Annotated in this window: 19 protein-coding genes; 10 read left to right on the top strand and 9 right to left on the bottom strand. The window is 72.3% G+C overall.

Annotated elements, in window-relative coordinates:
* Window positions 1-286 precede the first annotated feature (286 nt).
* Window positions 287-4,735: a LamG-like jellyroll fold domain-containing protein gene (locus OG505_RS16575; protein WP_405425467.1), complete on the top strand. Its 4,449-nt coding sequence runs from the start codon at window positions 287-289 to the stop codon at window positions 4,733-4,735.
* Window positions 4,736-4,804: 69 nt separating this feature from the next.
* Here OG505_RS16575 and OG505_RS16580 read toward each other — a convergent pair whose 3' ends face one another.
* Window positions 4,805-5,845, bottom strand: coding sequence for an App1 family protein (locus tag OG505_RS16580; RefSeq protein WP_405425468.1), 1,041 nt, complete (start codon window positions 5,843-5,845; stop codon window positions 4,805-4,807).
* 122 nt (window positions 5,846-5,967) lie between these two features.
* Between OG505_RS16580 and OG505_RS16585 the strand changes: the two genes are divergently transcribed.
* The 4 genes from OG505_RS16585 (at window position 5,968) to OG505_RS16600 (ending at window position 10,320) form a co-directional block, all read left to right on the top strand.
* A complete protein-coding gene (locus tag OG505_RS16585; RefSeq protein ID WP_405425470.1) occupies window positions 5,968-7,635 on the top strand; it encodes an ArnT family glycosyltransferase in 1,668 nt (555 codons plus the stop codon).
* A 52-nt stretch (window positions 7,636-7,687) separates the two neighbouring features.
* Complete coding sequence (gene yaaA / locus OG505_RS16590; RefSeq protein ID WP_405425472.1) at window positions 7,688-8,485, top strand: peroxide stress protein YaaA; 798 nt, start codon at window positions 7,688-7,690, stop codon at window positions 8,483-8,485.
* A gap of 107 nt (window positions 8,486-8,592) precedes the next feature.
* The gene (locus tag OG505_RS16595; RefSeq protein ID WP_405425474.1) at window positions 8,593-9,285 is read left to right on the top strand and encodes a hypothetical protein; all 693 of its coding nucleotides are present in this window, start codon (window positions 8,593-8,595) and stop codon (window positions 9,283-9,285) included.
* Window positions 9,286-9,357: 72 nt separating this feature from the next.
* On the top strand, window positions 9,358-10,320 hold the full coding sequence (locus tag OG505_RS16600; protein ID WP_405425476.1) for a TAXI family TRAP transporter solute-binding subunit: 963 nt from the start codon (window positions 9,358-9,360) through the stop codon (window positions 10,318-10,320).
* Window positions 10,321-10,366: 46 nt separating this feature from the next.
* Here the strand turns inward: OG505_RS16600 and OG505_RS16605 are convergent, their stop codons facing one another.
* The 3 genes from OG505_RS16605 to OG505_RS16615 all read right to left on the bottom strand — a co-directional run bounded on the left by OG505_RS16605 (window position 10,367) and on the right by OG505_RS16615 (window position 12,870).
* The gene (locus tag OG505_RS16605; protein ID WP_405425478.1) at window positions 10,367-11,800 is read right to left on the bottom strand and encodes an ATP-binding protein; all 1,434 of its coding nucleotides are present in this window, start codon (window positions 11,798-11,800) and stop codon (window positions 10,367-10,369) included.
* Window positions 11,801-11,809: 9 nt separating this feature from the next.
* Window positions 11,810-12,466 (bottom strand): response regulator transcription factor, encoded by a 657-nt coding sequence (locus tag OG505_RS16610; RefSeq protein WP_405425480.1) that lies wholly within the window; start codon window positions 12,464-12,466, stop codon window positions 11,810-11,812.
* Between the two features lie 92 nt (window positions 12,467-12,558).
* Window positions 12,559-12,870 (bottom strand): hypothetical protein, encoded by a 312-nt coding sequence (locus OG505_RS16615; RefSeq protein WP_405425482.1) that lies wholly within the window; start codon window positions 12,868-12,870, stop codon window positions 12,559-12,561.
* Between the two features lie 102 nt (window positions 12,871-12,972).
* On the opposite strand from OG505_RS16615, the gene OG505_RS16620 reads away from it, so the two are divergent.
* Both OG505_RS16620 and OG505_RS16625 read left to right on the top strand, forming a co-directional pair.
* On the top strand, window positions 12,973-13,311 hold the full coding sequence (locus tag OG505_RS16620; RefSeq protein ID WP_405425484.1) for a DUF952 domain-containing protein: 339 nt from the start codon (window positions 12,973-12,975) through the stop codon (window positions 13,309-13,311).
* Between the two features lie 160 nt (window positions 13,312-13,471).
* Entirely contained in the window at window positions 13,472-14,014 is a 543-nt protein-coding gene (locus OG505_RS16625) for an acyltransferase (protein WP_405425486.1), read from the top strand.
* A 52-nt stretch (window positions 14,015-14,066) separates the two neighbouring features.
* On the opposite strand, the gene OG505_RS16630 is transcribed toward OG505_RS16625, so the two are convergent.
* From OG505_RS16630 to OG505_RS16650, 5 genes are read right to left on the bottom strand one after another with little or no spacing between them, the layout of a single operon-like run.
* Window positions 14,067-16,259, bottom strand: a complete 2,193-nt coding sequence (locus OG505_RS16630; RefSeq protein ID WP_405425488.1) for a glycosyltransferase family 4 protein — start codon at window positions 16,257-16,259, stop codon at window positions 14,067-14,069.
* Window positions 16,256-17,704, bottom strand: coding sequence for a glycosyltransferase (locus OG505_RS16635; RefSeq protein WP_405425489.1), 1,449 nt, complete (start codon window positions 17,702-17,704; stop codon window positions 16,256-16,258). Before OG505_RS16635 ends, OG505_RS16630 begins: the two co-directional genes overlap by 4 nt.
* Complete coding sequence (locus tag OG505_RS16640; protein WP_405425490.1) at window positions 17,676-18,959, bottom strand: nucleotide sugar dehydrogenase; 1,284 nt, start codon at window positions 18,957-18,959, stop codon at window positions 17,676-17,678. The genes OG505_RS16635 and OG505_RS16640 overlap by 29 nt, the downstream gene beginning before the upstream one ends.
* Window positions 18,960-18,964: 5 nt before the next feature.
* Window positions 18,965-20,521 (bottom strand): glycosyltransferase family 2 protein, encoded by a 1,557-nt coding sequence (locus OG505_RS16645; RefSeq protein WP_405425492.1) that lies wholly within the window; start codon window positions 20,519-20,521, stop codon window positions 18,965-18,967.
* Entirely contained in the window at window positions 20,518-22,143 is a 1,626-nt protein-coding gene (locus OG505_RS16650) for a glycosyltransferase family 4 protein (RefSeq protein ID WP_405425494.1), read from the bottom strand. Before OG505_RS16650 ends, OG505_RS16645 begins: the two co-directional genes overlap by 4 nt.
* 160 nt (window positions 22,144-22,303) lie before the next feature.
* Between OG505_RS16650 and OG505_RS16655 the strand changes: the two genes are divergently transcribed.
* Genes OG505_RS16655 through OG505_RS16665 form a run of 3 tightly spaced genes read left to right on the top strand, consistent with a single transcriptional unit; the run spans window position 22,304 to window position 24,843 of the window.
* Window positions 22,304-23,482 (top strand): acyltransferase, encoded by a 1,179-nt coding sequence (locus OG505_RS16655; protein ID WP_405425496.1) that lies wholly within the window; start codon window positions 22,304-22,306, stop codon window positions 23,480-23,482.
* A gap of 13 nt (window positions 23,483-23,495) precedes the next feature.
* On the top strand, window positions 23,496-24,137 hold the full coding sequence (locus OG505_RS16660) for a class I SAM-dependent methyltransferase (RefSeq protein ID WP_405434538.1): 642 nt from the start codon (window positions 23,496-23,498) through the stop codon (window positions 24,135-24,137).
* A 16-nt stretch (window positions 24,138-24,153) separates the two neighbouring features.
* Entirely contained in the window at window positions 24,154-24,843 is a 690-nt protein-coding gene (locus tag OG505_RS16665) for a hypothetical protein (RefSeq protein ID WP_405425498.1), read from the top strand.
* The last annotated feature ends 27 nt before the right edge of the window (window positions 24,844-24,870 follow it).

The raw sequence follows: 24,870 nt of genomic DNA on the forward strand, positions 1-24,870 counted from the left end.
TGGACGGCCATGCTGACCTCACCTCTGCGCGATGGAATGAGCAACCACGCAGAGTGATTGATCGCGCACCCTCGTGGCGCGAACAATGTTCCACATTTGACCGTCCTAAGAGGTCACGAGCCGATAACGATGATCAGCTGCTGATGCCATCAAACCCGTCTCACTAAGCGCTAAAAGGACAGCACTGAGTGAGCAGAGACGTTTCCCGTAGGCGGGCGTGGCTGCTTCACTGTGGCCGCCATCGGACGCGCCTTTGCGTTCACGTCACTCACGGGGAGTACTTCGCATGATCAGAAAACGACTGCGTCTACGCGCCGTCGCATCGGGTGCGGTGGCCGCCGTTGCCATCGCCACGGCCACGGTTCCGCTCACCACACCGGCCGCCGCCGCGGCCCCCGCCCAGCCGGAACCTGCCGCCGGCCCGGCCGCTCCGCTCGAGATCGACGCGGCCCTGGCGCAGGCCAAGCGGACCGGCAAGCCGGTCGAGGCGACCGCCGCCGGCACCTCGACAGAGACCCTGACCGCTCGTCCCGACGGTCAGCTCGTGCTCAGCCAGAGCGCGGCGCCAACCCGCAAGCGCGTCGGCAACGACTGGAAGCAGTTGGACCCCACCCTGTTCCGACGGGCCGACGGTGCCATCACGGCGACCGCCACGACGCACGACATCACATTGTCCGGCGGTGGCAGCGGGCCGATGGCACACCTGGTCAGTGGGGAGCGATCACTCACCCTCACCGCGCCCGTCGCGCTGCCGGCACCCACGCTCGCTGGGCCGACGGCGACATACCCCGACGTCCTGCCCGGTGTGGACCTGACCGTGACGGTCAACGCCCAGGGCGGGTTCTCCCACGTCTTCGTGGTCCGAGACGAGACGGCGGCTAAGAACCCGAAGCTAGCCACGCTCGATCTGGCCACCACCGCCAAGGGGTTCACCCTCGACGCCGACGTGGCCGGCAACATCAGCGGTCGGGACCGCACCGGCGACGCCGTCATCACTGCACCCGCGCCCGTCATGTGGGACTCCTCGGCGGGCACCACCAGCGCACCGACCGCGCGCAGCGGCGCCGCGTCGACGACCGCAGCCCCCGGCCGAGTGGCCCGCACCGCCGCGATCAAGGTCTCCATCGCCCCCGGCAGGCTCGGCCTCACGCCGGACCGCAAGCTCCTCACCGATGCCGCGACCGTCTACCCGGTCTACATCGACCCGAGCTTCAACTGGAGCTCCAGCGGACCGAGGATGTCTGGCTGGGCCAGCATCTCCTACCAGCACCAGTCGACCAACTACTGGAACAACACCCCCGACCTGATCGGCCGGATGCAGGTCGGCAACTCTGGCGAGCAGCGCTCGAACACGCTGATCAACTTCCCGGTGCCCTACAGCACGCTCGCTGGCGCGGAGATCGCGGACGCGACCTTCAAGATCAAGAACACTCGATCATGGAGCTGCACCAAAAAGACAGTCAACGTCTACGCCCCCGCGGCGACGTTGTCCAAGTCGAACGCCACCTGGAACTACTGGGAATCTCAGAGCAACGGCCCCCTCGCCGCGTCAAAGAGCTTCGCCTTTGGCTACAGCGGCTGCGACGCCGCAGGCGTTTCCTTCGACATCACCGGCCAGATCAGAACCGACGTCGCCAACAAGAGAGCCACCCGCACCCTCCGCATGATCGCCGCCAATGAGGCCAGCGACCCCGAGAGCTGGAAGGAATTCCTGGAAACCAGCCCGACGCTGGAGATCCGCTACAACCACAAGCCGAACAAGCCGACCGGCATGACCACCTCACCGCGCACCGCCTGCGCCGGTGGGTCGATGATCGGCGACAACCCGGTCTACCTCTACGCCCCGGTCTCCGACCCCGACGGTGGCACCCTCGGAGTGAGCTTCAAGCTCTGGAAGACCTCCGACTCCACGCAGACCGCCCTGGCATCGTCCAACCCGAACCTGCTCACGTACTCGTCCGGCAGCACGGGCGTGCTGATCGTGCCGGTCGCCACGCTGCGCGCCGCCGCCGGCGGCGCCATCACCACCTTCTCCTGGAAGGTCCAGGCAACCGACTTCGGGGCGTCCAGCGACTGGTCGGCGACCTGCAGCTTCACCTTCGACCCCACCCGGACGGGCGCTCCCGAGATCAGCCAGCCGCAGGGACAGTCGAAGATCGGCGAAGAGGTCACCTTCGCCGTCACGCCGCCGAGCTCCGGCACCAAGCCGGCCAGCTACAGCTACCAGCTCAACGGCCTGCCCCCGGTCAACATCTCCGCCTCCGCCGGCGCCGCCTCCGTGGTCGTGACGCCGACCCGGTTCACCAACACCCTCGCCGTGACCAGCCTGTCGACCGGTGGGAACTTCGGCGAGACCGCCACCATCACCTTCAACGCGGATCCCGCCGACACGGCGGCTGACGCGGACCTCACCGGTGACGGCGTCGCCGACCTGCTGACCATCGGCGCACGCAACGGACTGCCCTCCGGCCTCTGGCTCGGCACGGGCATGAACAGCGGCGCGGTACGCACCACGGTCAACGACCTCGGCGCGCGGGGCAACGGGGTCACCGGCAACGAGGACCCGTCCGACTTCAACGGCGGCCAGGCGGTCTCCGGCCACTTCTTCGGCTCCGGGTTGCAGGACGTCTTCATCTACTACACCGCAGGCGTCAACGCCGGAAACGGCATCGTCCTGCGGGGCAGCGGCGACGGCTCGGTCATCCAGCCCTACAACAACCAGGTGAGCGTCTCCGGCGAACTGCTCGTCGACGGCAACGGCAACGCCCCGCTGCAGTTGGCCAACGCCGGCGACTCCCGAGGGACCGGAAGCACCATCCCGGACCTGATCGGCACCAGCGGCGACGCCACGAACGGTTACTTCCTCAACTACTACCCCATGGCCTTCGCGGCCGGCCTCTACTACTACGGGGGCAGCACCACGACGTTGACCCCGACCGGCGGCGTGGACTGGAACAACTGGACCATCGCCACCGCCCAGCTCAGCAGCGGCACCGCGATGTTCCTTTGGAACAGCAGCACGGGCGCCCTCCACCTTTGGAAAAACCTGGCCTACAACCAGGACACCAACCAGCTCACCTACACGCCGTACACGCTCTCGACCAACTGGAACCGGGGCGCGGCGCTGAGCCTGCGGGCCGCCGACGCCAACTCCGACGGCACCCCCGACCTGTGGACCGTCGGCGGCAACGGCCTGACCACGGCGTACCTGGTGAGCGGGCTCGGCACGACGCCCACCATCGCCACCCAGCAGGCGCAGGGCCTGGTCACCGCGAAGCACACCTGGCCGCTCAACGGCGGCGAGGCGGGGGCCACGGCGGCGACCGCGACCGACACCTCCGGTGGCACCAACCTCACCGGCACCGGCAACGCCAAGTGGCACGAGGGTGACCTCTTCAGCCCGGACCTGCGGCTCAACAGCGATGCCACCGGCACGGGCGTGGACGCCAGCGGCACCGGCAGCCTGGTCAGCGCCGCAAGTCCCGTGCTGATCGACACCACCAAGTCGTTCAGCGTGGCCGCCTGGGTGAAGCCCACCACCGCCGGCAAGGTCATCCTCTCCGAGGAGGGGTCACGCTCCGCCCGATTCATCCTTTGGCAGGAGCAGAGCGACAACACCTGGCGGTTCGGGATGGCCCGCGCCGACGGCGACGCCTGGTCGTACGACCAGGCCAAGAGCGCGCCCAACGCGCAGCTCGGCGTGTGGACGCACCTGGTGGCGACCTACAACGCCACCACGAGCACGATGGCCCTGTACGTCAACAACAACCTCGCCGGAACGGCGTCGCACCCCGCTGCCGTGTCCTGGCCGAGCACCGGGCGCTTCGTGATCGGCCACTACCGCTACCAGGGCGCGCCGAGCTCGTACTACTCGGGCCAGATCAGCAACGTGCAGCACTGGGACCGCGCTCTCAACCCCGCCGAGGCCAGCGCGCCCGGCAACTACGCCCAGCAGGTCATCGCCCCCAACATCCGCGACGTCACCGGCGACGGCCGGACCGACATGCTCATCAAGCAGAGCAACGGCGACGTGCTGCTGCGCCGCGGCACGAATCTGGACGGCAACCTGACGTTCGACGCCGGCATCGTGGTGTGCGGCAGGTGCGGCGGCTACGACTCGTTCAACATCGCCGACGCCAACAACGACGGCAAGGTCGACCTGTTCATGCGCCAGATCAGCACCGGCGACATGTACGTCTACCCGAACACCGTCGCCGTCGGGGACCCGATCTGGACCACCCGCCAGCTGGTCTGCGGCGGCTGTTTCAACTTCGGCGTATCCGATCTCGGCGACGTCAACCGGGACGGCAAGACCGATCTCTTCATCCGGGAGAACAGCACCGGCGACATGTACGCGTACCTCGGCAACGGGCCCACTGGCGGCGCGATCACCTGGAGTAACCGGGTGCTGCTCTGTGGCTCCTGCGGCGGGTACGACAACGTGAGCGTCGAGGACGCGACAAACGACGGCAAGGTCGACTTGATCATGCGCAACAGCGGCACCGGCGACATGTGGGTCTACCCCAACACGGCCGCCAGCGGAACCCCAACCTGGGGCCCCCGCATCCTGGTCTGCGGCATCTGCCGTGACTTCGACATGAGCGGCCTCGGCGACGTCACCAACGACGGGAAGGTCGACCTGGTGGTCCGGCGCCGGAGCAATGGCACCATGACCCTCTACCCGGGCAACGGCGCCATCGGCACCGTCACCTGGGGCTCGCCCTCGTTGATGTAGTACGCGACGAGAACCCCCGGGTGCCGCAAAAGTCGCGGTGCCCGGGGGTTTCGCGTATGTGTCGTGCGGTCAGACCAGGCCGGCGTCGCGGAGCAACTGCCACAGGCCGGCGCCGTCGGGCGCGGACAGCCACTTCTGCCCCACCGGACCCGACGAGGGGCGTCCGGCCGGGGCGGGCAGGCTACCGGCCAGCACCGACTGCGTCGGGGACAGCCTGCGGATCGCCACCCCGGCGACGTTCTCCGGGTGGGCGGCGGCGAACTCCCGGTAGATCTCCTGGTCGTGCTGGCCGTCGTCGCCGACCAGCAGCCAGCGCACGTCGGGGAACTCCTTGGCCAGCCGGGCCAGGGTGGAGCGCTTGTGTTCCATGCCGCTGCGGAACCAGCGGTCGGCGGTCGGACCCCAGTCGGTGAGCAGCAGCGGCCCGGCCGGGTAGAGGTGCCGGGACAGGAACCGGGTCAGCGTCGGCGCCACGTTCCACGCGCCGGTGGACAGGTAGAAGACCGGGGCGCCGGGATGCGCGGTGACCAGCCGCTCGTAGAGCACCGCCATGCCGGGCACGGCGTTGCGGGCGTGCTCGTCGAGGACGAACGTGTTCCACGCGGCGAGCAGCGGCCGGGGCAGCGCCGTCACCATCACCGTGTCGTCGATGTCGGAGAGGATGCCGAACTTCACGTCCGGGTCGATGATGCGCACCGGCGCGTCGACCGGCTCGGCGTCCGCCACGCTGAGTCGGACGGTGCCCCACCCGGGCGGCAGGTCTGCCTCGACGAGCGTGTCGACGAAACCGCTGCGGTCGGCCTGGGTCTCGTGCCGCACCCCGCCGGCCTCGATGTGCACGGTGACGTGTTTGGCGGGCAGGGTGGCGAAGCTGCGCCAGCCCCGGACCTTGTCCAGCCTGCCCCGCTGGCGGGTGTCCGGACGACCCAGCAGCACCCGGCACATCACCCGCACCCAACCCGGACGGCCGTAGCCGGTGTACGCGACGATGTTCATCCGCCAGCCGGTGCGCCGCAACCGACGCTCCACGAGCTGGTGCACGGCGTCCTCGATCCGCGCGGCCCGGTGCAGGTTCGGCACGGCCAGTTGGCCGGCGGGTGTGGGTGGCACGCGCCAACCCTGCCACACGTCGACGGTCACGGCCACGCGAGCGGTCCGGACTGCGCCGAACCACCCCGACCGGCCCCTGGTCCGTGAAACACTCCGGTCGGGACGACGACGGGGGCGTGGTCGTGTCGCATCCAGAGCAGCACCGCGGGCGGTGGCGTCCGCGACTCGACCGGCCGGCGCTCGTCGCGCTGCTGTTCGGTCTGGTCGGTGTCGGGTACCGGCTGGTCCTCACGCTGTACACCGTGCCGGTGTCGAACAGCGACGAGGCGACCTTCGGGCTGGCCGCCCTGCACATCGGGCAGGGCCGGGAACACCCCGTCTTCCTCTACGGCCAGCACTACATGGGCATGCTGGAGTCGTATCTGGCCGCGCCGCTGCTCGCCGTGGCCGGGCCGAGCTGGCCGGTACTGCGGCTGCCGATGCTCGCCCTGTACGCGGTCTTTCTCTACCTCGTGTACCGGCTCACCCGCCGGCTCTACACGCCGTGGTTCGCCGTCCTCGTCGTCGGCCTGCTGGCGCTGGGGCCGGAACGGGTGGTGCGTGACCAGCTCACCGTGGTCGGCGGCCGGCCGGAGGTGAAGCCGGCGCTGCTGCTGATGCTGCTGATCACGGTGGGGCTGGCCGCCGGGACGGTGCGCCACCGTCGACTCGCCGTCGCGCTGTTCGGGCTGCTGGCCGGGCTGGCCGCCTGGTCGGACTGGCTGATCATGCCGTACCTGGCGGTCGCCGCGGTGGCCCTGGTCTGGGCGGTGCGGCGGGAGCTGCTCGGCTGGTCCGGGCTGCTGCTGGTGGCGGGTTTCGTGGTCGGGATCGCGCCGATGCTCGTCGACAACCTGCGCGCCGGGCCGGGCGAGGATTCGCTGACGGTGTTCCGGGAGGTCAGCACGAAGGCCGGCCCGATGCCGCCGTGGTCCGACCGGATCTCCGGCGGCCTGCTGGAGGGGGTGCCGTTGGCGCACGGGCTCTGCCCGGTCGACGGTTGCGGCCGGTGGCAGCAGTGGTTCGGCGTGTTGTACCCGGTGCTGCTGGTGGCCGCCGCGGCGCTCGCGCTCCTCGCGTACCGCCGGGCCGCCGGCACGCCGCGCGTCCCACAGGCCGCGGAGCCCGACACGCCGGTCACCGGCACGCCACGTGGCGCGCGGGTCGGGCCCGTGGTGCAGCTCGCGCTGATCGTCGGCGCGGCGTTGACCCTGCTGTCGTACGTGCGCAGCCCGCTCGCCGCGGCGAGTCCCCTGGCCAACGCCCGCTACCTGTCGGTGCTGCAACTGTCGCTGCCGGCGGTGCTCTGGCCGCTCTGGGTGGCCGCGGTCGCCTGCTGGCGGGGCACCGTCGGCGCGCTGGGTCGGCTGACCGGCGCGCTGGCCACCGCCGTGCTGGCGGCGCTGGCCGCGACGATGCTGGTGGTCACCGTGCTCTTCGCGACCACCGGCACCGCCGCGTCGCGGACCGAGGAGCGTCAGGCCCGGGAACTGGCCGCCGCGCTGCGCGCCGACGGACCCCACGAGGTGTACGGGGACTACTGGACCTGCAACCGGCTGATCTTCAACACCGACGAGACGGTGGTCTGCGGGGTGCTCGACGGGGACCTGTCCCCCGGGCAGAACCGCTACCGCCCGTACTGGCGGCAGGTCGGGCGGGCCGCCCGGCCGGGTTACGTGGTGGAGGTCGACTCGCCGATGGACCGGCGGCTGCGCCGGCTGCTCGCCGACCGGCCCGACGCCGCACCGGTACGCGAGGTGGGCGGCTATCGCGTGTACCACCCCGACACACCGGTGCGGCCCTGGCGGTAACGACGGGTCGTACGCTGGCCGGGCCGCCGTTGCACCCGTTCGAGGAGACCCGATGCTCATCCTGCTGCCGCCCTCGGAGGGCAAGGCCGACGCCGGCACCGGACGGCGGTGGACCCCCGACAAGCTCTCGCTGCCGGAGCTGAACCCGGCCCGCGAGCGGGTGCTCGACGCGCTCGTGACGCTCAGCGTCGGGCCGGACGAGCAGGCCGCGTTGGCCGCGCTCGGGCTCAGCGACGGCCAGCGCGGCGAGCTGCGCCGCAACGCCCGGTTGCGCGCGGCGGCCACCGCGCCGGCCGAGCGGCTCTACACCGGGGTGCTCTACGAGGCGCTGGAGCTGGCCACGCTGCCGTCGGCGGCGCTGCGGGCCGCCCGCCGGTCGATCCTGATCAGTTCCGGGCTGTGGGGGGCGGTGCGTCTCGGCGACCGGATCCCGCCGTACCGCTGCCCGATCGGCGCCCGCCTGCCGGGCGTCGGGGCGCTGTCGGCGTACTGGCGTGGGGAGCTGGCGCCCGTCCTGGCCGGCGCGGCCGGTCGGGGCCCGGTGCTGGACCTGCGCTCCGGCGCGTACGCCGCCACCTGGACGCCGCGCGGCGCGCTGGCCGAGCGGACGGTGACCGTGCGGGTGCTGCACGAGCGGGAGGTCGACGGCGTGCCGGTCCGCTCGGTCGTGAGCCACTTCAACAAGGCGACCAAGGGGCGGCTGGTGCGTGACCTGCTCCTCGCCGGTGCCCGACCGCGCACCGCCGCGGAGCTGATCGGCACCCTGCGGGAGCTGAAGCACACCGTGGTGCAGGAACCGGTCGCCGCCGGTCGGGTGCGGCAGGTGGATCTGGTGGTCACCGACCTGTAGCGGCGCGGGAGCCGCAATTTTTCCTCAAGGCTGGGCGGGACACGTTCCGTAACGGCCGCGCAGGGGCCACGGTAGGGGAACCCAGACTCCGACAAGGGAGCCTTTCGTTGGCCCGCGATCCCGCCCTGCTCGACCGGCCCCGTTCGCCGGCGACGCCACCTCCGCTGGACTGGCTGACCCTGGGCGACGCGTTCGAGGCCGCCTGCCTGCTGCGCTGCACGGCGCCGCCGGCCGGCGTCCGGTCGGGCGCCGCGCTGCCGTCGCACGCGCCGAGCGTCGAGTTCAACCGGGAGGACGCCGCCCAGCGGATGCGGCAGTTGCTCGCCCGCCTCGACATCCCGGTCACCCAGGAGGTGGCCGTCGGCGGCCTGCGCCGCCGCTACGAGCTGCACCGGCTCTGGGTGCCGCCGGAGCACCGCGGCGCGTACGCCCGGATGGTGGACGCCGGATGGTGGCAGGGGCGACGGGAGCTGCTGGGCGGTCCCGGGCCGGGCGCCTCGCCGGCCCGCCGCCGGTGGATGTCCCGGCTCGCGGCGGCGGCGTGGCGCTCGGCGCTGCTGGCCGGCGGGCGACACGTGCGCCGGCACATCCTCGGTGTGCGACTCACCGACCGGGAGTTGGCCGCCGTGCTGATCCGCAGTGCGGCCGTGCTCGACGTGCCGGCCGTGCTCCGCCCGGGCACCGGCTGTTTCCTGGTCAGCGTGGCCGACGGGCCGGACCGCGAGCGCATCCTGCGCAGCGCGTCGACGGAGCCGGCCCGCGCCGAGGTGCTGGAGCCGGCCCGCCGTCCGGCCTGCTGAGCGAAGCCCGCGCCGCACCCACCGGCGGCACTGACGGGTACGGGCTTGCGCGCGTCCGCCGGAGCGCGCACAGTGCACCGCGTGAGTCGTACCTCGTCTCCTCGGGCCGGTCGACGCCGCGCGGGAGCGGCGGCGCTGGCGCTGGTCGCGGCCCTCACCGCCGCCGGCTGCCGGGACGACCCGGCCGAGCCGGTGGCGATCCGGATCGCCACCGGCAGCCCCACCGCCGTCTACTACGCGTTCGGGCAGTCCCTCGCGACCATCCTCAACCGGGAACTGCCCGGGGTCCGGGCCAGCGTGGTGATCACCGCGGCCTCGGCGGAGAACGTCCGCCTGGTCGGCTCCGGAGCGGCCGAGCTGGGTTTCACCCAGGCCGATGTGCTGCCCACCAGCCCGACGCAGAGCCCGTCGGTGGACGCGGTGGCCCGGGTGTACGACGACCAGCTGCACCTGGTCACGACCGACGGCGGGCCGGTCCGCACGATCGGCGACCTGCGCGGCCGGCGGGTCTCCGTGGGCGCGCCCGGCTCCGGCACCGAGATCACCGCCACCCGGCTGCTGGAGGTGGCCCAGCTCGGTGGCGACACGGTACGCCGGGAACGGCTCGGCCTGGACGACTCGGTGGCTGCCCTGCGCTCGGGGCGTATCGACGCGTTCTTCTTCTCCGGCGGTCTGCCGGTGCGGGGCATCGAGGAGCTGGCCGGGCGCAGCGCCACCCGGATCGTGGACCTCGGTGAATGGACGGAGCCGCTGCGCGCCCGCTACGGCCAGGTCTACGTCTCCCGGGACATCCCCCGCTCGGTGTACGGCATGAACCCGGTGACCACCGTCGCCGACCCGAACTACCTGATCGTGCGGGCCGACCTGCCGGAGCCGCTGGTGCGGGAGGTGACCCGGCTGCTGATGGAGCGGCGGGCCGAGCTGGGCGCGGCGCATCCGGCGGCGGGACGGATGAGCCCCCGCTCGGCGATCGCCACCGCGCCGCTGCCGCTGCACCCCGGCGCCGCCGCCTGGTACCGGGCCGCCAAACCCTGACCGTCGCCGGCCGCGCCCGAGGCCGCTTCGCACCCTGCTCGGGCCGTCAGCGCGCCGGGGCGGGCCGCAGGTCGGCGGCCGCGGCCCCGTCCGCCGGCTCCTGCGCCGGCTCGGGCTCGGGCGCCGGGAACCACAGGCCGGCGACCAGCCCGCGCGGCTGGGCCAGCCGCATGGTGAGCCGCCCGTCGGAGGCGTCCACCAGCACGGCGGCGATGGTCAGGCCGAGCCCGGCGCCGTCGACGTTCTGCGCGTCCGGCGCTCGCCAGAACCGCTCGGTGGCCTGGCCGAGCTGACTCTCGGTCATCCCCGGGCCGGTGTCGCGCACCTCCAGGGCCACCCCGTCGGCACGGCGGGCCACGGTCACCGTCACCACCCCGCCAGCCCCGCTGAACTTCACCGCGTTGTCGATCAGCGCGTCCAGCGCCTGGTCGACGGCGGTCGGCACGGTCCGCGCGTACGCCGGGGCGTCGCTCGTGGCCAGCCGCAGCGCGACCGACCGGTGCCGGGCCAACGGCGCCCACGCGGCCACCCGCGACGCGGCCACGGCGGCGGCGTCCACGGTGACCCGCTCGTTCTCCTCCCGTTCGGCGCGGGCCAGGGTGAGCAGCGCGTCGAGCACCAGCGCCAACCGGTCGGTCTCCTCCAGCGCCAACCGGTGCTCGGAGCGCCCGTCCGCGTCGGTGAGGCTGGGGCCCAGCTCCTCCACCCGCAGCCGCAGGGCGGTGAGCGGGTTGCGCAGCTGGTGGCTGGCGTGTGCGACGAACGCGCGCTGTCGGTCCATCACGTCGGAGACCACGTCGGCCATGTGGTTGAAGCTGGCCGCGAGTCGGCGCAGCTCCGGCGGGCCGAGCCGGTGCTGCACACGCGCGCCCCGGTCGCCCTCGGCGATCTCGTGGGTGACCGCGTCCAGCTCGGTCACCGGGCGCAGCACCCAACCGGCCAGCCCGAACGCGGTGAGCACGCAGGCCAGCACGACGAGCAGGCCGGCCATGGTGAGCAGCAGCCACCAGGTGCTCACGGCCCGGCGGATCTCGGTGGCCGGGGTCACGATCACCACCGCGCCGAGGACCTCACCGCCGTCGTTGATGGGCACCGCCACCACCACCGGCCCCGCCGACCACGGCCAGACCGACTCCGGCGCGCTGGCCTGCTGCCCGGACAGCGCGACGTCCAGCACCGTGGCGGTCCCGGTGGACTGCCAGCTCGCCGAGTCGACGACGATGCCCCGGTCCCGGTCGACGACCGCCGCGCCAATCCCGTACAGCTCGTCGTAGCTGCGCAGCTCCGCCCCGATCGGGCCGGGCTCGCCGCCGCGCAACGCCGGCCCGGCCAGCGAGGCGAACCGGGTGGCGTCGGCGAGCCGGTCGGCCCGCACCCGCTCGGTCTCCCGGCTGGCCAGGGTGACGGCGAGCGGACTCTCCAACGCGATGAGGACGAGCACCATCAGCAGCAGATAACTGATCACCAGTCGACGGCGCACGGCGGCCCCTCACGCATCGCGCAGCCGGTAGCCGACCCCGCGGACGGTCTCCACCAGGCGCGCGTCGCCCAGCTTGCCGCGCAACGATCCGACGTGCACCTCGACGGTGTGCCGGTCGGCCCAGGTGGTGCCCCAGGCGTCGAGCAGGATGCGGTCGCGGGGCACCGCCACCCCCGGCTGGCGGGCCAGCGACAGCAGCACGTCGAACTCCTTGCGGGTCAGCGTGACCGCGCGCCCCGCCACCGTCACCGTGCGGGCCGCCACGTCGATGCGCACCGCCCCCGCCTCGATCAGGTGCCGCTCGGGTGCCGCGTGCGCGGCCCGGCGCAGCACCGCCTCGATCCGGGCCTGCAACTCCACCATCGAGAACGGTTTGACCACGTAGTCGTCCGCGCCGAGGCGCAGCCCGAGCACCCGGTCGCGTTCCTCGCCCCGCGCGGTCACCGCGATGATGCCGAGCTGGCTGCTGCGCCGGCGCAGCTCCCGACACACGTCGGTGCCGTCCCCGTCAGGCAGGGTCAGGTCGAGCAGCACCAGGTCGCAGGGAGCGGCGGAGAGCGCCGCGGCGACGGTGGCCGCGTGCTCGACCTGGTAGCCGCGGCGGGTCAGGGCGGAGGAGAGCGCGGCGGCGACCCGGCGGTCGTCCTCCACCAGCAGGATCCGCACCGTGCCCCCATCCGTCGCAGCCGTCCTGCGAATGGTGGCAGAAGTGTGCCGCGAGCGGGAAGGCCGCCTCCCGGTCGGGTCGGCTACAGGCCCTAGAGCCCGAAGACGTCGTCGGCGACCGCGTCGCGGACGCCGTCGGCGAAGCCCCGGAATCCGGGGTCGTCGTGCCGGGCGGGCACGCTTGTGACGTTGACCCCGCTGGCCTGGGTGACGGCGTTGACCAGGGGCGGGAAGTCGATCTCGGCGTCGTCGAAGGCGTCGTCGTCCGCCTCGGCCAGGTTGATCACATGCTGTACGTCGTCGGACGGGGTGTCCGGGTCCCCGGCCCACTCACCGCCGGCCCGGTAGCACTCGTCGTACAACCCGCGCTGGGTGTCGGTCCAGTCGTCGTCGTAGCTCGCCATCGTCCATCCCTTTCCGGCCGCTCCACCTGAGCATGCCGGGCCGCGACCGAGGTCGGCGGCGGTACGGCCGAAACGCCCACCGGGCCGACGTAGGCTGCAGAAATGATCTACAAGCTGCTGCCCACGACCGAGTGGGACGACGCCCGGGCCGCCGGCACCTTCACCGGCTCGGCGGTGGACCGGCAGGACGGTTTCCTCCACCTCTCCGCCGGCGACCAGGTGGTGGAGACCGCCCGGAGGCACTTCACCGGCGCCACCGGCCTCACCCTGCTCAGCGTCGAGGAGGAGCGACTGGGCGACGCGCTGCGCTGGGAGCCGTCCCGCGGCGGGCAACTCTTCCCGCACCTGTACGGTCCGCTGCCGGTTGCGGCCGTGGCGGCGGCGCAGGCGTTGCCGGTGGACACCCCGGCCGCCGAGGCGGTGGCGGCGCTGCTCGGCTGAGCGGTCGATATGCTACGCCGAGTCCCGCGCCCCGACGGCACGCACCGTGCCCGGGGCAGCGTGGCAGCCCCGATCCGCGCGACCGGTGCCCGGTCCCCGGCCCGAGCCGGCGCGGGTCACCGACGGCGCCCTGCGCCCTGCGACACATGCGAGTTGAAGGATGACTGACAGCACCTCACCGGCCCCCTCGGTCTTCGTCCACCCCACCGCCGACGTCGAGGACGGTGCCCAGGTCGGCGACGGCACCAAGGTCTGGCACCTGGCCCACATCCGATCGTCGGCCCAGGTGGGCGCGGGCTGCGTGATCGGGCGCAACGTGTATGTCGACGCCACCGTGACGGTCGGCGACCGCGTGAAGATCCAGAACAACGTCTCCGTCTACCAGGGTGTAACGCTGGAGGACGAGGTCTTCGTCGGCCCGTGTGCGGTCTTCACCAACGACTTCCGGCCGCGGGCGCAGAATCCGGACTGGACGATCACGCCGACCCTGGTCCGGCGGGGCGCCTCGATCGGCGCGAACGCGACCCTGGTCTGCGGCATCGAGGTCGGCGAGTACGCGATGATCGCCGCCGGCTCCGTGGTGACGAAGGACGTGCAGCCGTACCAGCTGGTCGCCGGCAACCCGGCCCGGCCGAAGGGCTGGGTCGACGCCAAGGGCGAGGTCATCTCGCGGGACGTGGCGAACCCGCCCGCACAGGGCTGACGGCGACGGCGGCCGACCGAGATCGTTCCCGGCCGGCCGCCAACGCAGCCGCCTACTCGTAGCCGTTCAACGAGGTGGTGACCTGGATCTCCGGGTACCGACGGGCGAGCTGCCACCCGATCGTCAGGCCGTTCGTGCCGGCCACCACCACCCGGCGGGTCCGCGCGAGGTCCAGTTTTGGCAGCACCTCGCGCCGCACGACGCGCCACATGACCCTCGGCCGCACGACGCGGTAGCCGCGCTCGAAGCCGGAGTTGTGCACGAGCTTCGCCAGCTTCCGATGCGCCCGCTGCGCGTTGAGAACGCCAAGTTCCGGCCAGATGGACTCCCGCCGCCTGGTCTGTTCCCGTACCGCGGCCAGCACCTTCCCCGGCGCGCGATAGACGAGGGCCTGCTCGAACCGGAGCATCGGGCGTCGCGACTCGGCCACGTCGACCGGGTGGATCCGCACGCGAGGACTGGTGGCCGCTGCCCGCCAGAGGTTCGCGTTGTCGGTGATCACATCGACGCCGAGGCCCGCCTCTGCGGCCCGCAGCACCAGGTCCCGCGCGGGGTAGAAGCGCGGGGCGTTGATCGCGACGAGGACGATCCGCTCCGTCGCGGCCTGCGGCGGGGTGGGAGCCGCCGCAGGTGTCACCGGAGGTGCGGCAACGACCGGCTCGGCGCTGGCCGTCGGGCCTGTCTCGACCGCCATGGCCGTGCGGTCCGCACCCGTCAGCTGCGGTAGCACCGCGGCCGGCCCGTACCGGGCGCGGAGCGCCGCTCGCGCGGTCGCGACGTCGAACCGGTCGAGCCGGTCACCCAGACTCCGGAAGCCGGCCACCAGTGACGCGGTTTCCTGAGCGACCTCCACCATCGAGGCGGCCACGTCCGACAGGACCGTCAGCGTCTGCTCGGTGTCCGGCTGACGGACCGCCAGCACCGGCGTGCCCGTGACGACCGCCTGCACCAGGACCTCACCGAACGCCTCCGGCTGGCCGGTGTGTACGAGCACGTCGTGCTCGCGCAGCAGCTCGCCCAGCTCGGCACCGGGCATCGCCGGAAGGAAGGTGACCCGCTCGCGCAGCTTGAGTTCGCGGATCCGGTCCCGCAGCTTCTGCGTTGTCTCCGCCGCGTGGACCAGGGTCAGAGTCACCGCCGGGTCCGTCGCGGCGATCTCACCGAGGGCCTCGATCACCGGCGAGAGCCCATTGCGATCCCGTGGGGGCCCCACGTGCAACCACCGGCTCAGCTCTTTGGGCGGAGCCGGCCGCGGCGAGAGGGCGTCGACGTCGACGATGCTCGGCACCACCCGGAACTTCGCCGTGTGGCTCGGGAAGTGCTCGGCGAGGACGTCCCGCAGGTGCTGGCTGACGCAGAGCACCTCGTCGGCGCGCTGCACCACCCGCTCGTACCGCTTACGGGCGTCCGGCTGCGCCAGCATGGACGGCAGCCGCGGCGCCGATTCGATGATCACGACCCGGGCGTCCGGACGGGCCAGCTCGGCCGCCACCACCCCACCGAACATGCCGTCGTAGGCGTGCACCAATGGCGCATCGATCCGGCCGGCCGGCAGCGCGGCTCGCGCCGCGTCCAGCTGGGCGACGGCCCGGGCGAGATACTCCCGAGGCCCGGCGAGGTGCGGGACGGTCACCCTGGTGAGTTCGGCCTCGGGCTGATTCACCACCACCACGGGGTCGGCCCGGGCGGCCAGCCGTTCCATCGTCACGGTAATCAGCGGTGTCGCCGACGTGCCCCGAGGCGCTCGCCACTCATCGGTGTGCAGCACCGACACCCGCTCGAATCGCGCGCCGAGCGCGGCCACGGCGGAGCGCACGTACTCCCCACCGAGGGGATCGGCCGGCGCCGGATACCGGGACGTCACCACCGCGAGGTCCGCGGCGGCCGGCCGTCGAACCGGATCGCCGGCCGGCTCGAAGCGAATCGGCAGATCGGGCCGCCGACGGCCCACCATCCAGGCCACCGGCGCCGCTTCCAGGTCACCTGCCACGACCACACCGATGTCGGCCAGCAGTCCACCGCGGCCGAGAACGAGCCGCCGTGCCGCCTTGACGGCCTCTCGCGGATCCGCCGGGACCCGATGCACCGTCACGCTCGCGGGCAGACTGACCGCCGACCATTCCGCCACATCCGCCACGACGGCCACAACCGCCCTGCCCTCGGCGGCGAGCGCCGCCAGGTGTACCGCTGCCGCCGCGACCCGGCTCCCGCCGGGGGCGAGGTAGAGAACTCCCGGAGCGCTCACCGTGCTCCCTCCGCCAGCCGGCGCAGGCGCGCCTCCCAGGGACCGAGTGTGGCGGCGCGGGTGTAGGTCTGTGCGTGCCGCAGCGCCGCCTCGTGGGTGTCCCGGTCGAGGTCACGGGCGGCCTTGGCCGCCTGGACGAACGAGTGGGCGACGGACTCCGTGTCCAGCCGCGCGCCCGCGAACCAGAGCGGATAGCCGCTCAGGACCTCCGCCGCCGCGATCTCCGGCTCATGCACGGACACCACCGGCTTGCCCGATGCCATGTACTCGAAAACCTTTCCCGAAGTGACGTACCGCGCGCCGGGAACGCACAGCACCAGGGCGTCCGTCTGCGCGTACACGCTCGCCGCCGTGGCCTTGCCGAAGGCGCCCCGGTAGTGCACACCCTCGTCGCGCTCCTGCTCGATCCGCTGCCGCAACGGCGGCGCGTTGTCGGGGAAGAACCCGAGGTGACCGTAGATGTTGAGCTCCGCACCGGCCAGCAACGGGTGCTGGCGGGCCCGCCGCCACCCGTCGAACAGCACGTCGAGGGGGAGGTAGGAGGTCACTGTGCCGAGGTAGGCGAACCGCAGCGGCACGTCCGGGTCCGGTACGACGAACTCCGGCCGGCCCATGATCTCCGGTTCCCAGCCGTTCGGCACCACCTGCATCCGCTCGGCGGCGTACGGGTAGCGCTCGGCGTGCCAGCGCCGCATGCCGTCGTTGACGAACACGATCTCCGCCGCGTCCCGCAGGACCTTGCCCTCCCACCGCATCGCCGTCCCGCCCTCGGGCACGGAGAGCTCTTCGGTGAACTGGTTCATCGTCCAGGCGTCCCGGTAGTCGACCACGTAGGGCACCCGGAGCAGGCGACCGAGGGCCCGGGCCGCCGCGAACGAGACGAACGGATTACCGGTGGCCAGCACCAGGTCGAAGCGCTGCTCGCGGTGCAACCGCAGCGCGGTGCGCAGCACGCTCGGGATCCACCCCAGGTACGGCTCCGGGAAGATCCTGTTCTGCACCGCGGCGTGCAGCCGGTCGGCGATCAGCGGGAAGTTCGCCCGCAGCGCGCCGAACTTGCGCAGGTCCGTCTCCCAGTGACGCATGTTCATCGAGGGACGCTCGATGTGCACCCGGGGGTCGACCGTCGCCTCCAGCGTCTCGTCGCTGGCGCCGGACAGGTAGTGCGTGAAGAACTCCCGTGGTGCGGTCAGCACCGTCACGTCCCAGCCGGCGCCGGCCAGGTGGTTCGCGGTGGCGCTGGCCCGGAAGACGCCGCTGGCCCGGCTGGGCGGGAAGTAGAAGGACAGATAGAGGATCCGGGGGCGCTTACCATTCGCGCCGGTTGCCGAGTCGATGGCGCTGCCACTCCTAGTCGAACCGTCACATGAAGTCGTGCCCGGGGGTGCCGCGCGTGCGACACCCCCGGTATTGATGTCAGCCGCCGATGACGACGCGCCGGACACCGGACCAACGCGCGGGGTCGGTCACCCGACGACCGTCCACCAACACGGTCACGGCGGGCAGATCGGACGCGCCGAGGGTGCGGTACTCGGCGTGGTCGGCCTGGATGACCGCAGCGGTGACCGGCTGACCCTGATACGCCGGAAGTCCGTGCGCGGTCAGCTCCTCGGAGGTGTACATCGGGTCGGAGACGTACGGCGTGGCCCCCCGAGCGCGCAACGCCGCGACGGTGGGGAACACCCCGGAGAAGGCGGTCTCCTTGACGCCGCCCCGGTACGCGGCGCCGAGCACCAGCACCTCGACCCCGGTCAGGTCGCCGTAGGCGGCGGCGAGCAGGTCCACGGCGTACTCCGGCATCGCCGCGTTGGCCTCACGGGCCGAGCGGACCACGGTGGCCGACGGGTCGTTCCACAGGTACATCCGCGGGTAGACCGGGATGCAGTGCCCGCCGACCGCGATGCCGGGCTGGTGGATGTGGCTGTACGGCTGGGTGTTGCACGCTTCGATCACCTTGGTGACGTCCACCCCGACGGTGTCGGCGAAGCGGGCGAACTGGTTCGCCAGGCCGATGTTGACGTCCCGGTAGGTGGTCTCGGCGAGCTTGGCCAGCTCGGAGGCCTCGGCGGAGCCGAGATCCCAGACACCGTTCGGGCGCGACAGGTCGGGCCGCTCGTCGAAGTCGAGCACGGCCTCGTAGAACCGCACACCGTGCGCCGCGGACGCCTCGTCGACGCCGCCGACCAGCTTGGGGTAGCGCCGCAGGTCGGCGAAGACCCGGCCGGTGAGCACCCGCTCGGGGCTGAAGACCAGGTGGAAGTCACGCCCAACGGTCAGCCCGGAGCCCTGCTCGAGCATCGGCGCCCACCGGTCGCGGGTGGTGCCCACCGGCAGCGTCGTCTCGTAGCTGACCAGGGTGCCCGGCTTGAGCCCGGCGGCGATGGCCCGGGTCGCGTCGTCCATCCAGCCGAAGTCCGGCACGCCGTCGGCGTCGACGAAGAGCGGTACGACGACGACCACGGCCTCGGACTCGGCGACCGCCGCCGCGGTGTCGGTGGTGGCGGTCAGCAGCCCGGCGGAGACCGCCTCCTTCAGCTTGGTGTCCAGGTCGGTCTCGCCGGGGAACGGCACCGCCCCGTCGTTGACCAGGTTCACCACCCGCTCGGAGACATCGGCACCGATGACCCGGTGTCCCTTGGCCGCGAACTGCACGGCGAGTGGCAGTCCGATCTTCCCGAGCGCGACGACGCAGATGTTCATGACTACTACTTTCCTCCTTGTGGGAGCCTGCGTCGCAGGCGGGCCATCAGCCGGCGCGGCGTCACCGGTGCTACGGCGATGACGAGCTGACCCTTGTGGTTCGTGGTGCTGGTGAAGACGTACAGCCGGGATCCACGGCGGAGCACGGCCCGCTGGGGCACCGGGCGCCGCGGGCCGCGGACGGCGGCCACGCCCGTGTTGCCGTGCACCTCGACGTGGGTCTGGATGGTCCGCAGCTCGCCGCCGGGCGTGGCGTCGGCCAGCACCCGGTCCAGCGGGATCCGCGCCCGCACGGTGGTGCCGGTGGCGTCCGCGGTGACCGCGGTGGTGACGCCGGCGGCGTCACCCGCGCCGATCCAGATCTCCGTGGCAAGGTCGGCCAGGTCGGTACGCGGGCTGCGCGCGGTGACCAGCAGCGCCCTGGTCCCCTCGAAGACGAACGAGACGGTGTCCAGCCGGGCGACCCAGTCGGCCAGGCTGTCGGTGATCTCGTACCAGGCGTCGGGAATGCCCTGTCGCGGGTCGCGGAAGCCGGGATAGCCGGCGTACCAGCGGTCGCCGTCAGCCACGGCGGCCGGGCTGCCCTGCTCGGCGTCCTGGCGGATCACCGCGAGCAGGTGGTCCAGGTCCCCGTACCGGGCGGCGGCCAACCGGACCCGCGCCTCGACGGGGAGCTGTTCGCGAATGTCGTCGGTCAGGTACCGCTCGGCGAGGGCCTGCACGCCGGCCCGGACCCGCTCCTGGGTCTCCCGGTCCACCCGCAGGAAGTCGTTCTCCAGGAGTTTGGCGATCTCCCAGGCGAAGTGCCGCACCAGCACCGCGTCACGCCGCTTGCCGGGCTCGATCAGGCCGGCGACGAACTCGACGAGCGACTCCGCGCAGCGCAGCCGCTCCAGATGCCGGCTCCGGTAGGTGATGTTGCGCGCGTTGAGCCGACGCACCGCGAAGTAGTAGTCGTAGTCGGCGAGCACCGAGATCCGCCCGGCCCGGAAGCACGCCTCGATGGTGAACGGCTGGTCACTGCCGACCGGCATGTCCTCCGGATACCGCAACCCGTGCCGCTCGATCAGCTCGCGCCGGAACAGTTTCGTGTTCGACAGCGACCAGGGCAGCGCCGAGTCGAACAGGTCCACGTCGACCACGGTCTCGGCGAAGATCGCCTGGTGGATGTAGCGGCTGTTCACTCCCACCGTGCGGCCGAGCACCACGTCCGAGCCGTACCGGTCGGCGGCGGCGACCAGCCGCTCCAGGGCCTGCGGCCCGAGGTAGTCGTCGGAGCCGACGAAGAAGACGTATCTGCCGGTGGCCTGCTCCAGGGCACGGTTGCTGGGCGCGGCCGGCCCGCCGGAGTTGGGCTGCCGGAGCACCTTGACCGTGCCCGGATAGCGCCGGGCGAACCGGTCCAGCTCCCGGGCGCTGCCGTCGGTGGAGCCGTCGTCGACCGCGATGACCTCCAGCCGGTCCCGTCCGATGGTCTGCTCCACCAGCGAGGTGAGGCACCCGGTCAGGTACGGCATGGTGTTGTAGACCGCGGTGATCACCGTGACGTCGGGTGCGGTCACGCCCCGACCCCGACCGTCGGCTGCGACTCGTCCGGTAGTCCTCCGGTGCCGGCCGGGCCCGCCGCGGAGGTCGGGCGGCCGGGCAGCAGCCGCCGGTAGACGGCGTCCATCACCTCGGCCTGCGCCTCCCAGGTCCAGCTCTCCAGCAGACCGGCACGGTCGTACGCCGCGCGGTAGCGCTCCCGATCGGCCAGGACCGCGCGGACCGCGCGGACGTAGTCGGCCACGTCCTCGGCACGGAACACCTCGCCCTGCCCGGTCGACCGGACCGTGCCCGCCATCGTCTTCACGTCGCTGACGATCAGCGGCAGTCGGGCGTGCGAGTACTCGAAGAACTTGGTGATCAGCGCGATCTCGTGGTTGGGCCAGTGGTGGATCGGGATCACCCCCGCGTCCGCACTGGCGAGGAACGGCACCACCTGCCAGTGCTTGACGTACGGCAGGGCGTGCACCCGGTCGCCCACCCCGAGCTTCGCCGCGCGGGCCAGCACCTGAGAGACGTACGGACCGGCCGGCTTGTTGACGACGAGCGCCACGTGCACCCCGGGCAACTGCGGCAGGGCCTCGACCATGATGTCCAGGCCCCGCTGCCGAGCGGCGGCCCCGCTGTAGACCAGCAGCGGCACCTCGGCGCCGACGCCGCAGAGCGCCCGCAGGTCGGGTGCCGGAGTCTCCGGCTCGACGTCACCGTGCCCGGCCGACGGGGCGTTGAGCACCACGTCCGGCTGGACGGCCAGCCCGTGCTCCTGGCGCAGCAGGTCGGCCAGCGCGTCCGAGACGGTCATCACCGCGTCGGCGTAGGGGGCGTACTCCCGCTCGTGCGCCCGGTGCGCCGGCAGCCAGCGGGCGTTGTCCTGCCACGGCTTGAGACCCGGCAGGAACTCGTGCGCGTCCCAGACGACCTTGATCTCGCGGCCGGCGGCGGCTGCGCGGATCTTGGCCCGCGCCGCCACGCCGAGCATCCGGAAGTCGTTGGCGTGGATCAGGTCGGGCCGCAGCTCGTCGAGGACCGGCCCGTAGGCCAGCTCGTAGTCCCACAGGCCGGGCTCCAGCCGGCGCCACGCGCCGTCACCCTTCGCCAGCTGCCAGAACTTGGTGTACGCGCGGTCCCACGGGTTGCGGAACTTGCGCCCCTTGCGCGCCCGGGTCAGCTGCCAGTAGCGGAAGGAGACCCATTTGCCCAGGATCTGGGCGCCGGCCTCCTCGACCTGGAGCATCCGGCGGCGGGCGGCGAGCCTGGTCGCGGTGCCGGCGCGGGCGGCCAGGGTCAGCTGCGCCTCGCGCACCCGCAGATCCTCCCGCCACGCCTTGACCCACTGGGCGCGGTGCGCGGCGATCCCGTTCGGCGGGTACGCCAGCGGCCAGCGCAGCCAGGCTCGGCGGAACTCGTGGCGGCGGCGGGCCAGCGGGTCGGGCATCGGCAGCAGCCGCACCTCGGCGTCGCCCAAGCGCCAGCTCTGCGGTTCCGTGACCGGAGACTTGCCGAGGAGGATGACCTCCCAACCGGCGTCGGCGGCCGACCGGGCCGCCTTCTGCACCCGGGAGTCACCGTTGACGCGGTTGTCCACCAGCATCACCACCCGGCCCCGCGAGGCCGTCTGGGCAGTGCCGTCCACCTTCATGCTGAGTTTGTCGCCTCTCGCCGCCGCGGGCTGTCGAACAGGTCCTGCTGAAAGACCCCGGCGAGTGTACGGCAACCGATGACACAGTTCCGAATCTCGACGGAGCCGACATACCGTTTCGCCCGGGTCACGCCGACGAGCTGCGTATAGCATCTGCCGGGTGTCCGCCCCAGCCGAATCCTTCCCGGTTCCCGCCCAGGCGCGCGTCCCAGCGGCGACCACCGGCTCGACCAGCGCCTCGGGGGCCGCAGGCCCGACGGAGCCCAGCACCCCGGCCGCACCCGCCCGACCGGCACGCCAGTATTCGCTGGACGTGCTCCGGGTGCTGGCGATCTGCGGCGTCGTCTCGATCCACACCATCGGCCTGGTCGTGTCGAACCGCGACCTCAGAGGTACGACGCAGTGGTGGGTGGCGACCGCCATCGACCTCGGTGCGAGCTGGACCGTGCCGCTGTTCGTGATGCTCAGCGGGGCGCTCGTGCTCTCGCCTCGGGCGCACGCGGCCGGGCCCGCGGCCTTCTACCGGAAGCGCTTCGCGCGGATCCTGCCCGCCCTGGTGGTCTGGAACCTGGTCTACCTGATCGTGGCCCGGGTGCTCATGCGCGGCGAGGACCTGACCCGCAATGGCGTGATCAAGCTGCTCATCGACGGCAAGATCTTCACCGCGATGTACTTCCTCTGGTTGATCGCCGGGCTGTACCTGGTGGCGCCCGTGATCGCCGCCTTCCTGTCGCAGGGCGGCGAGCGGCGGGCCCGCGTCCTGGCCGCCGTCGCGCTCAGCTTCACACTGGTGTCCTTCGCGACGGTCGGGGTGTCCGTCCTGATCGGCGTGCCCCGGCCGATCCACCTCGGCGCGCTGACCCACTGGTGGCCGTACGTCGGCTACTTCGTCGCCGGCTGGGCGCTGCGGTCGGTTCGGCTGAGCCGGCGAGCCGTGCTGGTGGCCTCGACGGTGGCGGTGGTCCTGCTCGCCGAGGGTGTCTGGCAGTGGGGGGTGAGCCCGGCGCATCGGACGCTCCAGGCGCTGATGCCGATCAGCTACCTGGGCACCAGCATCGCGATCGCCACGATCTGCATCTTCCTGGTGGGAATCACCCTCGGTGCACGGCTGGCGCCTGGGCCGAGGGCCTCGACGTGGCTGGTCCGTCTCTCCGAGGCGTCGTTCGGGGTCTTCCTGGTGCATCTGCTGATCCTGGAGGCACTGCGGACCTTCATCCCGGCGGTGTACGCGGCCGACTCGCTGCCGGTGATCGTCGGCGCCTACCTCGTGGTGCTCGTGTCGTCCTTCGCCGTCTCGATCGGCGCGTCGAAGATCCCGTACGTCCGGGCAGTCTTCTGAGAGGTTGACCGACGTGGCCCTGCTCAGCCGCGAGGAGAACGCCGCCTACTGGGATCGGCGGCACCGTACCGAGAGCGCGTTGCGCTCCGGCGGCGACATGTCCTACGACGAGTCCGCCAACCGGATGTTCTACATCCTCCGCCTCGGCATGCTGCTCGACATCATCGGCCACCACGCCGACCCCGTCGCGCCGCTGCGACTGCTCGACGCCGGCTGCGGCAAGGGCTGGTTCAGCCGGCAACTGGCCCGCTTCGGGCATCAGGTCGACGCGATCGACGCCAGCTCCACCGCCATCGAGACCTGCCGCGCCGAGGGCGGCGCCGTCCGGTTCCACCAGTCGACCCTCTCCGGCTGGCGCAGCCCCGTGCTCTACGACGTGGTCACGGCCGTCGACGTGCTCTTCCACATCCTCGACGAGGCGGAGTGGGAACGCTCGGTGGGCAACCTCGCCTCGCTGGTCCGGCTGCACGGTCGGCTGGTGGTCAGCGACTGGGGCGGGCCGGGTGACCAGACCTTCGGCGACTACCAGGTGGTACGAGGGCCGGACCGGTACGTGACGCTGCTGCGGGCGGCCGGGCTGCGCCATGACGGCTGGCGGCCGTACGGCTTCCGGCGCAACCCGATGGGCTTCCACGTGTTCACCCGGCAGTGGTGAGGGAGAGGGTCGACCGATGCGCGTGTCCGAGTTGCTCGCCGCACAGCTGGACGGGGTTCGGGAGGTGCTCGACGTCAGCCGTGGGCCGGTGGACCTCGTCCGGCACTACCAGCTGCCCGAGGAGGTGACGTACCGGCGCGGTGACCCGGCCGTGGTCCGGGACGACCCGCCGGGCGCGGAGCAGCTACTGGTCGGTCTGGTCGGATCCCAACCGTCGGTGCACGTCCTGCCCGAGGAGCTGGCCGTTCTCGCCGACTGCCGCCCGGGGCACCGGTCGGTGCTCCTGCTCGGCTGGCCGATCGTCGACCTGCCCACCCATCTGCTGCTGTCCGCGCTGACGAGCGCGCGGTGCCAGATCCTGGAGACCGTCCCGCTGAGCACGGCCAACATCCGTGGCGTGTACGCGGCGCTGGTGGTGGCGCGGGTGGACCGGCCGGCAGCCACCCGGAGGCACCTCGAAGACGCGGCCCAGGCCCGGCGGGCGGCGCACGCGCCACCCGGGCGGGCGGACGACCCCCGCACCCTGCTGCGGATGGTGAACGAATACCAACTCACCGACCTGGTCCACCGGCCACTGCGCGGGCAGCTGCGCGAGCTGCGGGCAGAGGTCGAGCGGCAGCGGGAGCTACTGGCGCAGCGCGACGACCGGCTGCGCGAGTTGGAACGGGAGCTGGCCGCCTACCGGCCCCCAGCCCAGCGGTCGTAGCCCGACCCGCGTCTGACGCCGAGACGG

The sequence above is a fragment of the Micromonospora sp. NBC_00617 genome, assembly GCF_045161355.1.
GTDB lineage: Bacteria > Actinomycetota > Actinomycetes > Mycobacteriales > Micromonosporaceae > Micromonospora.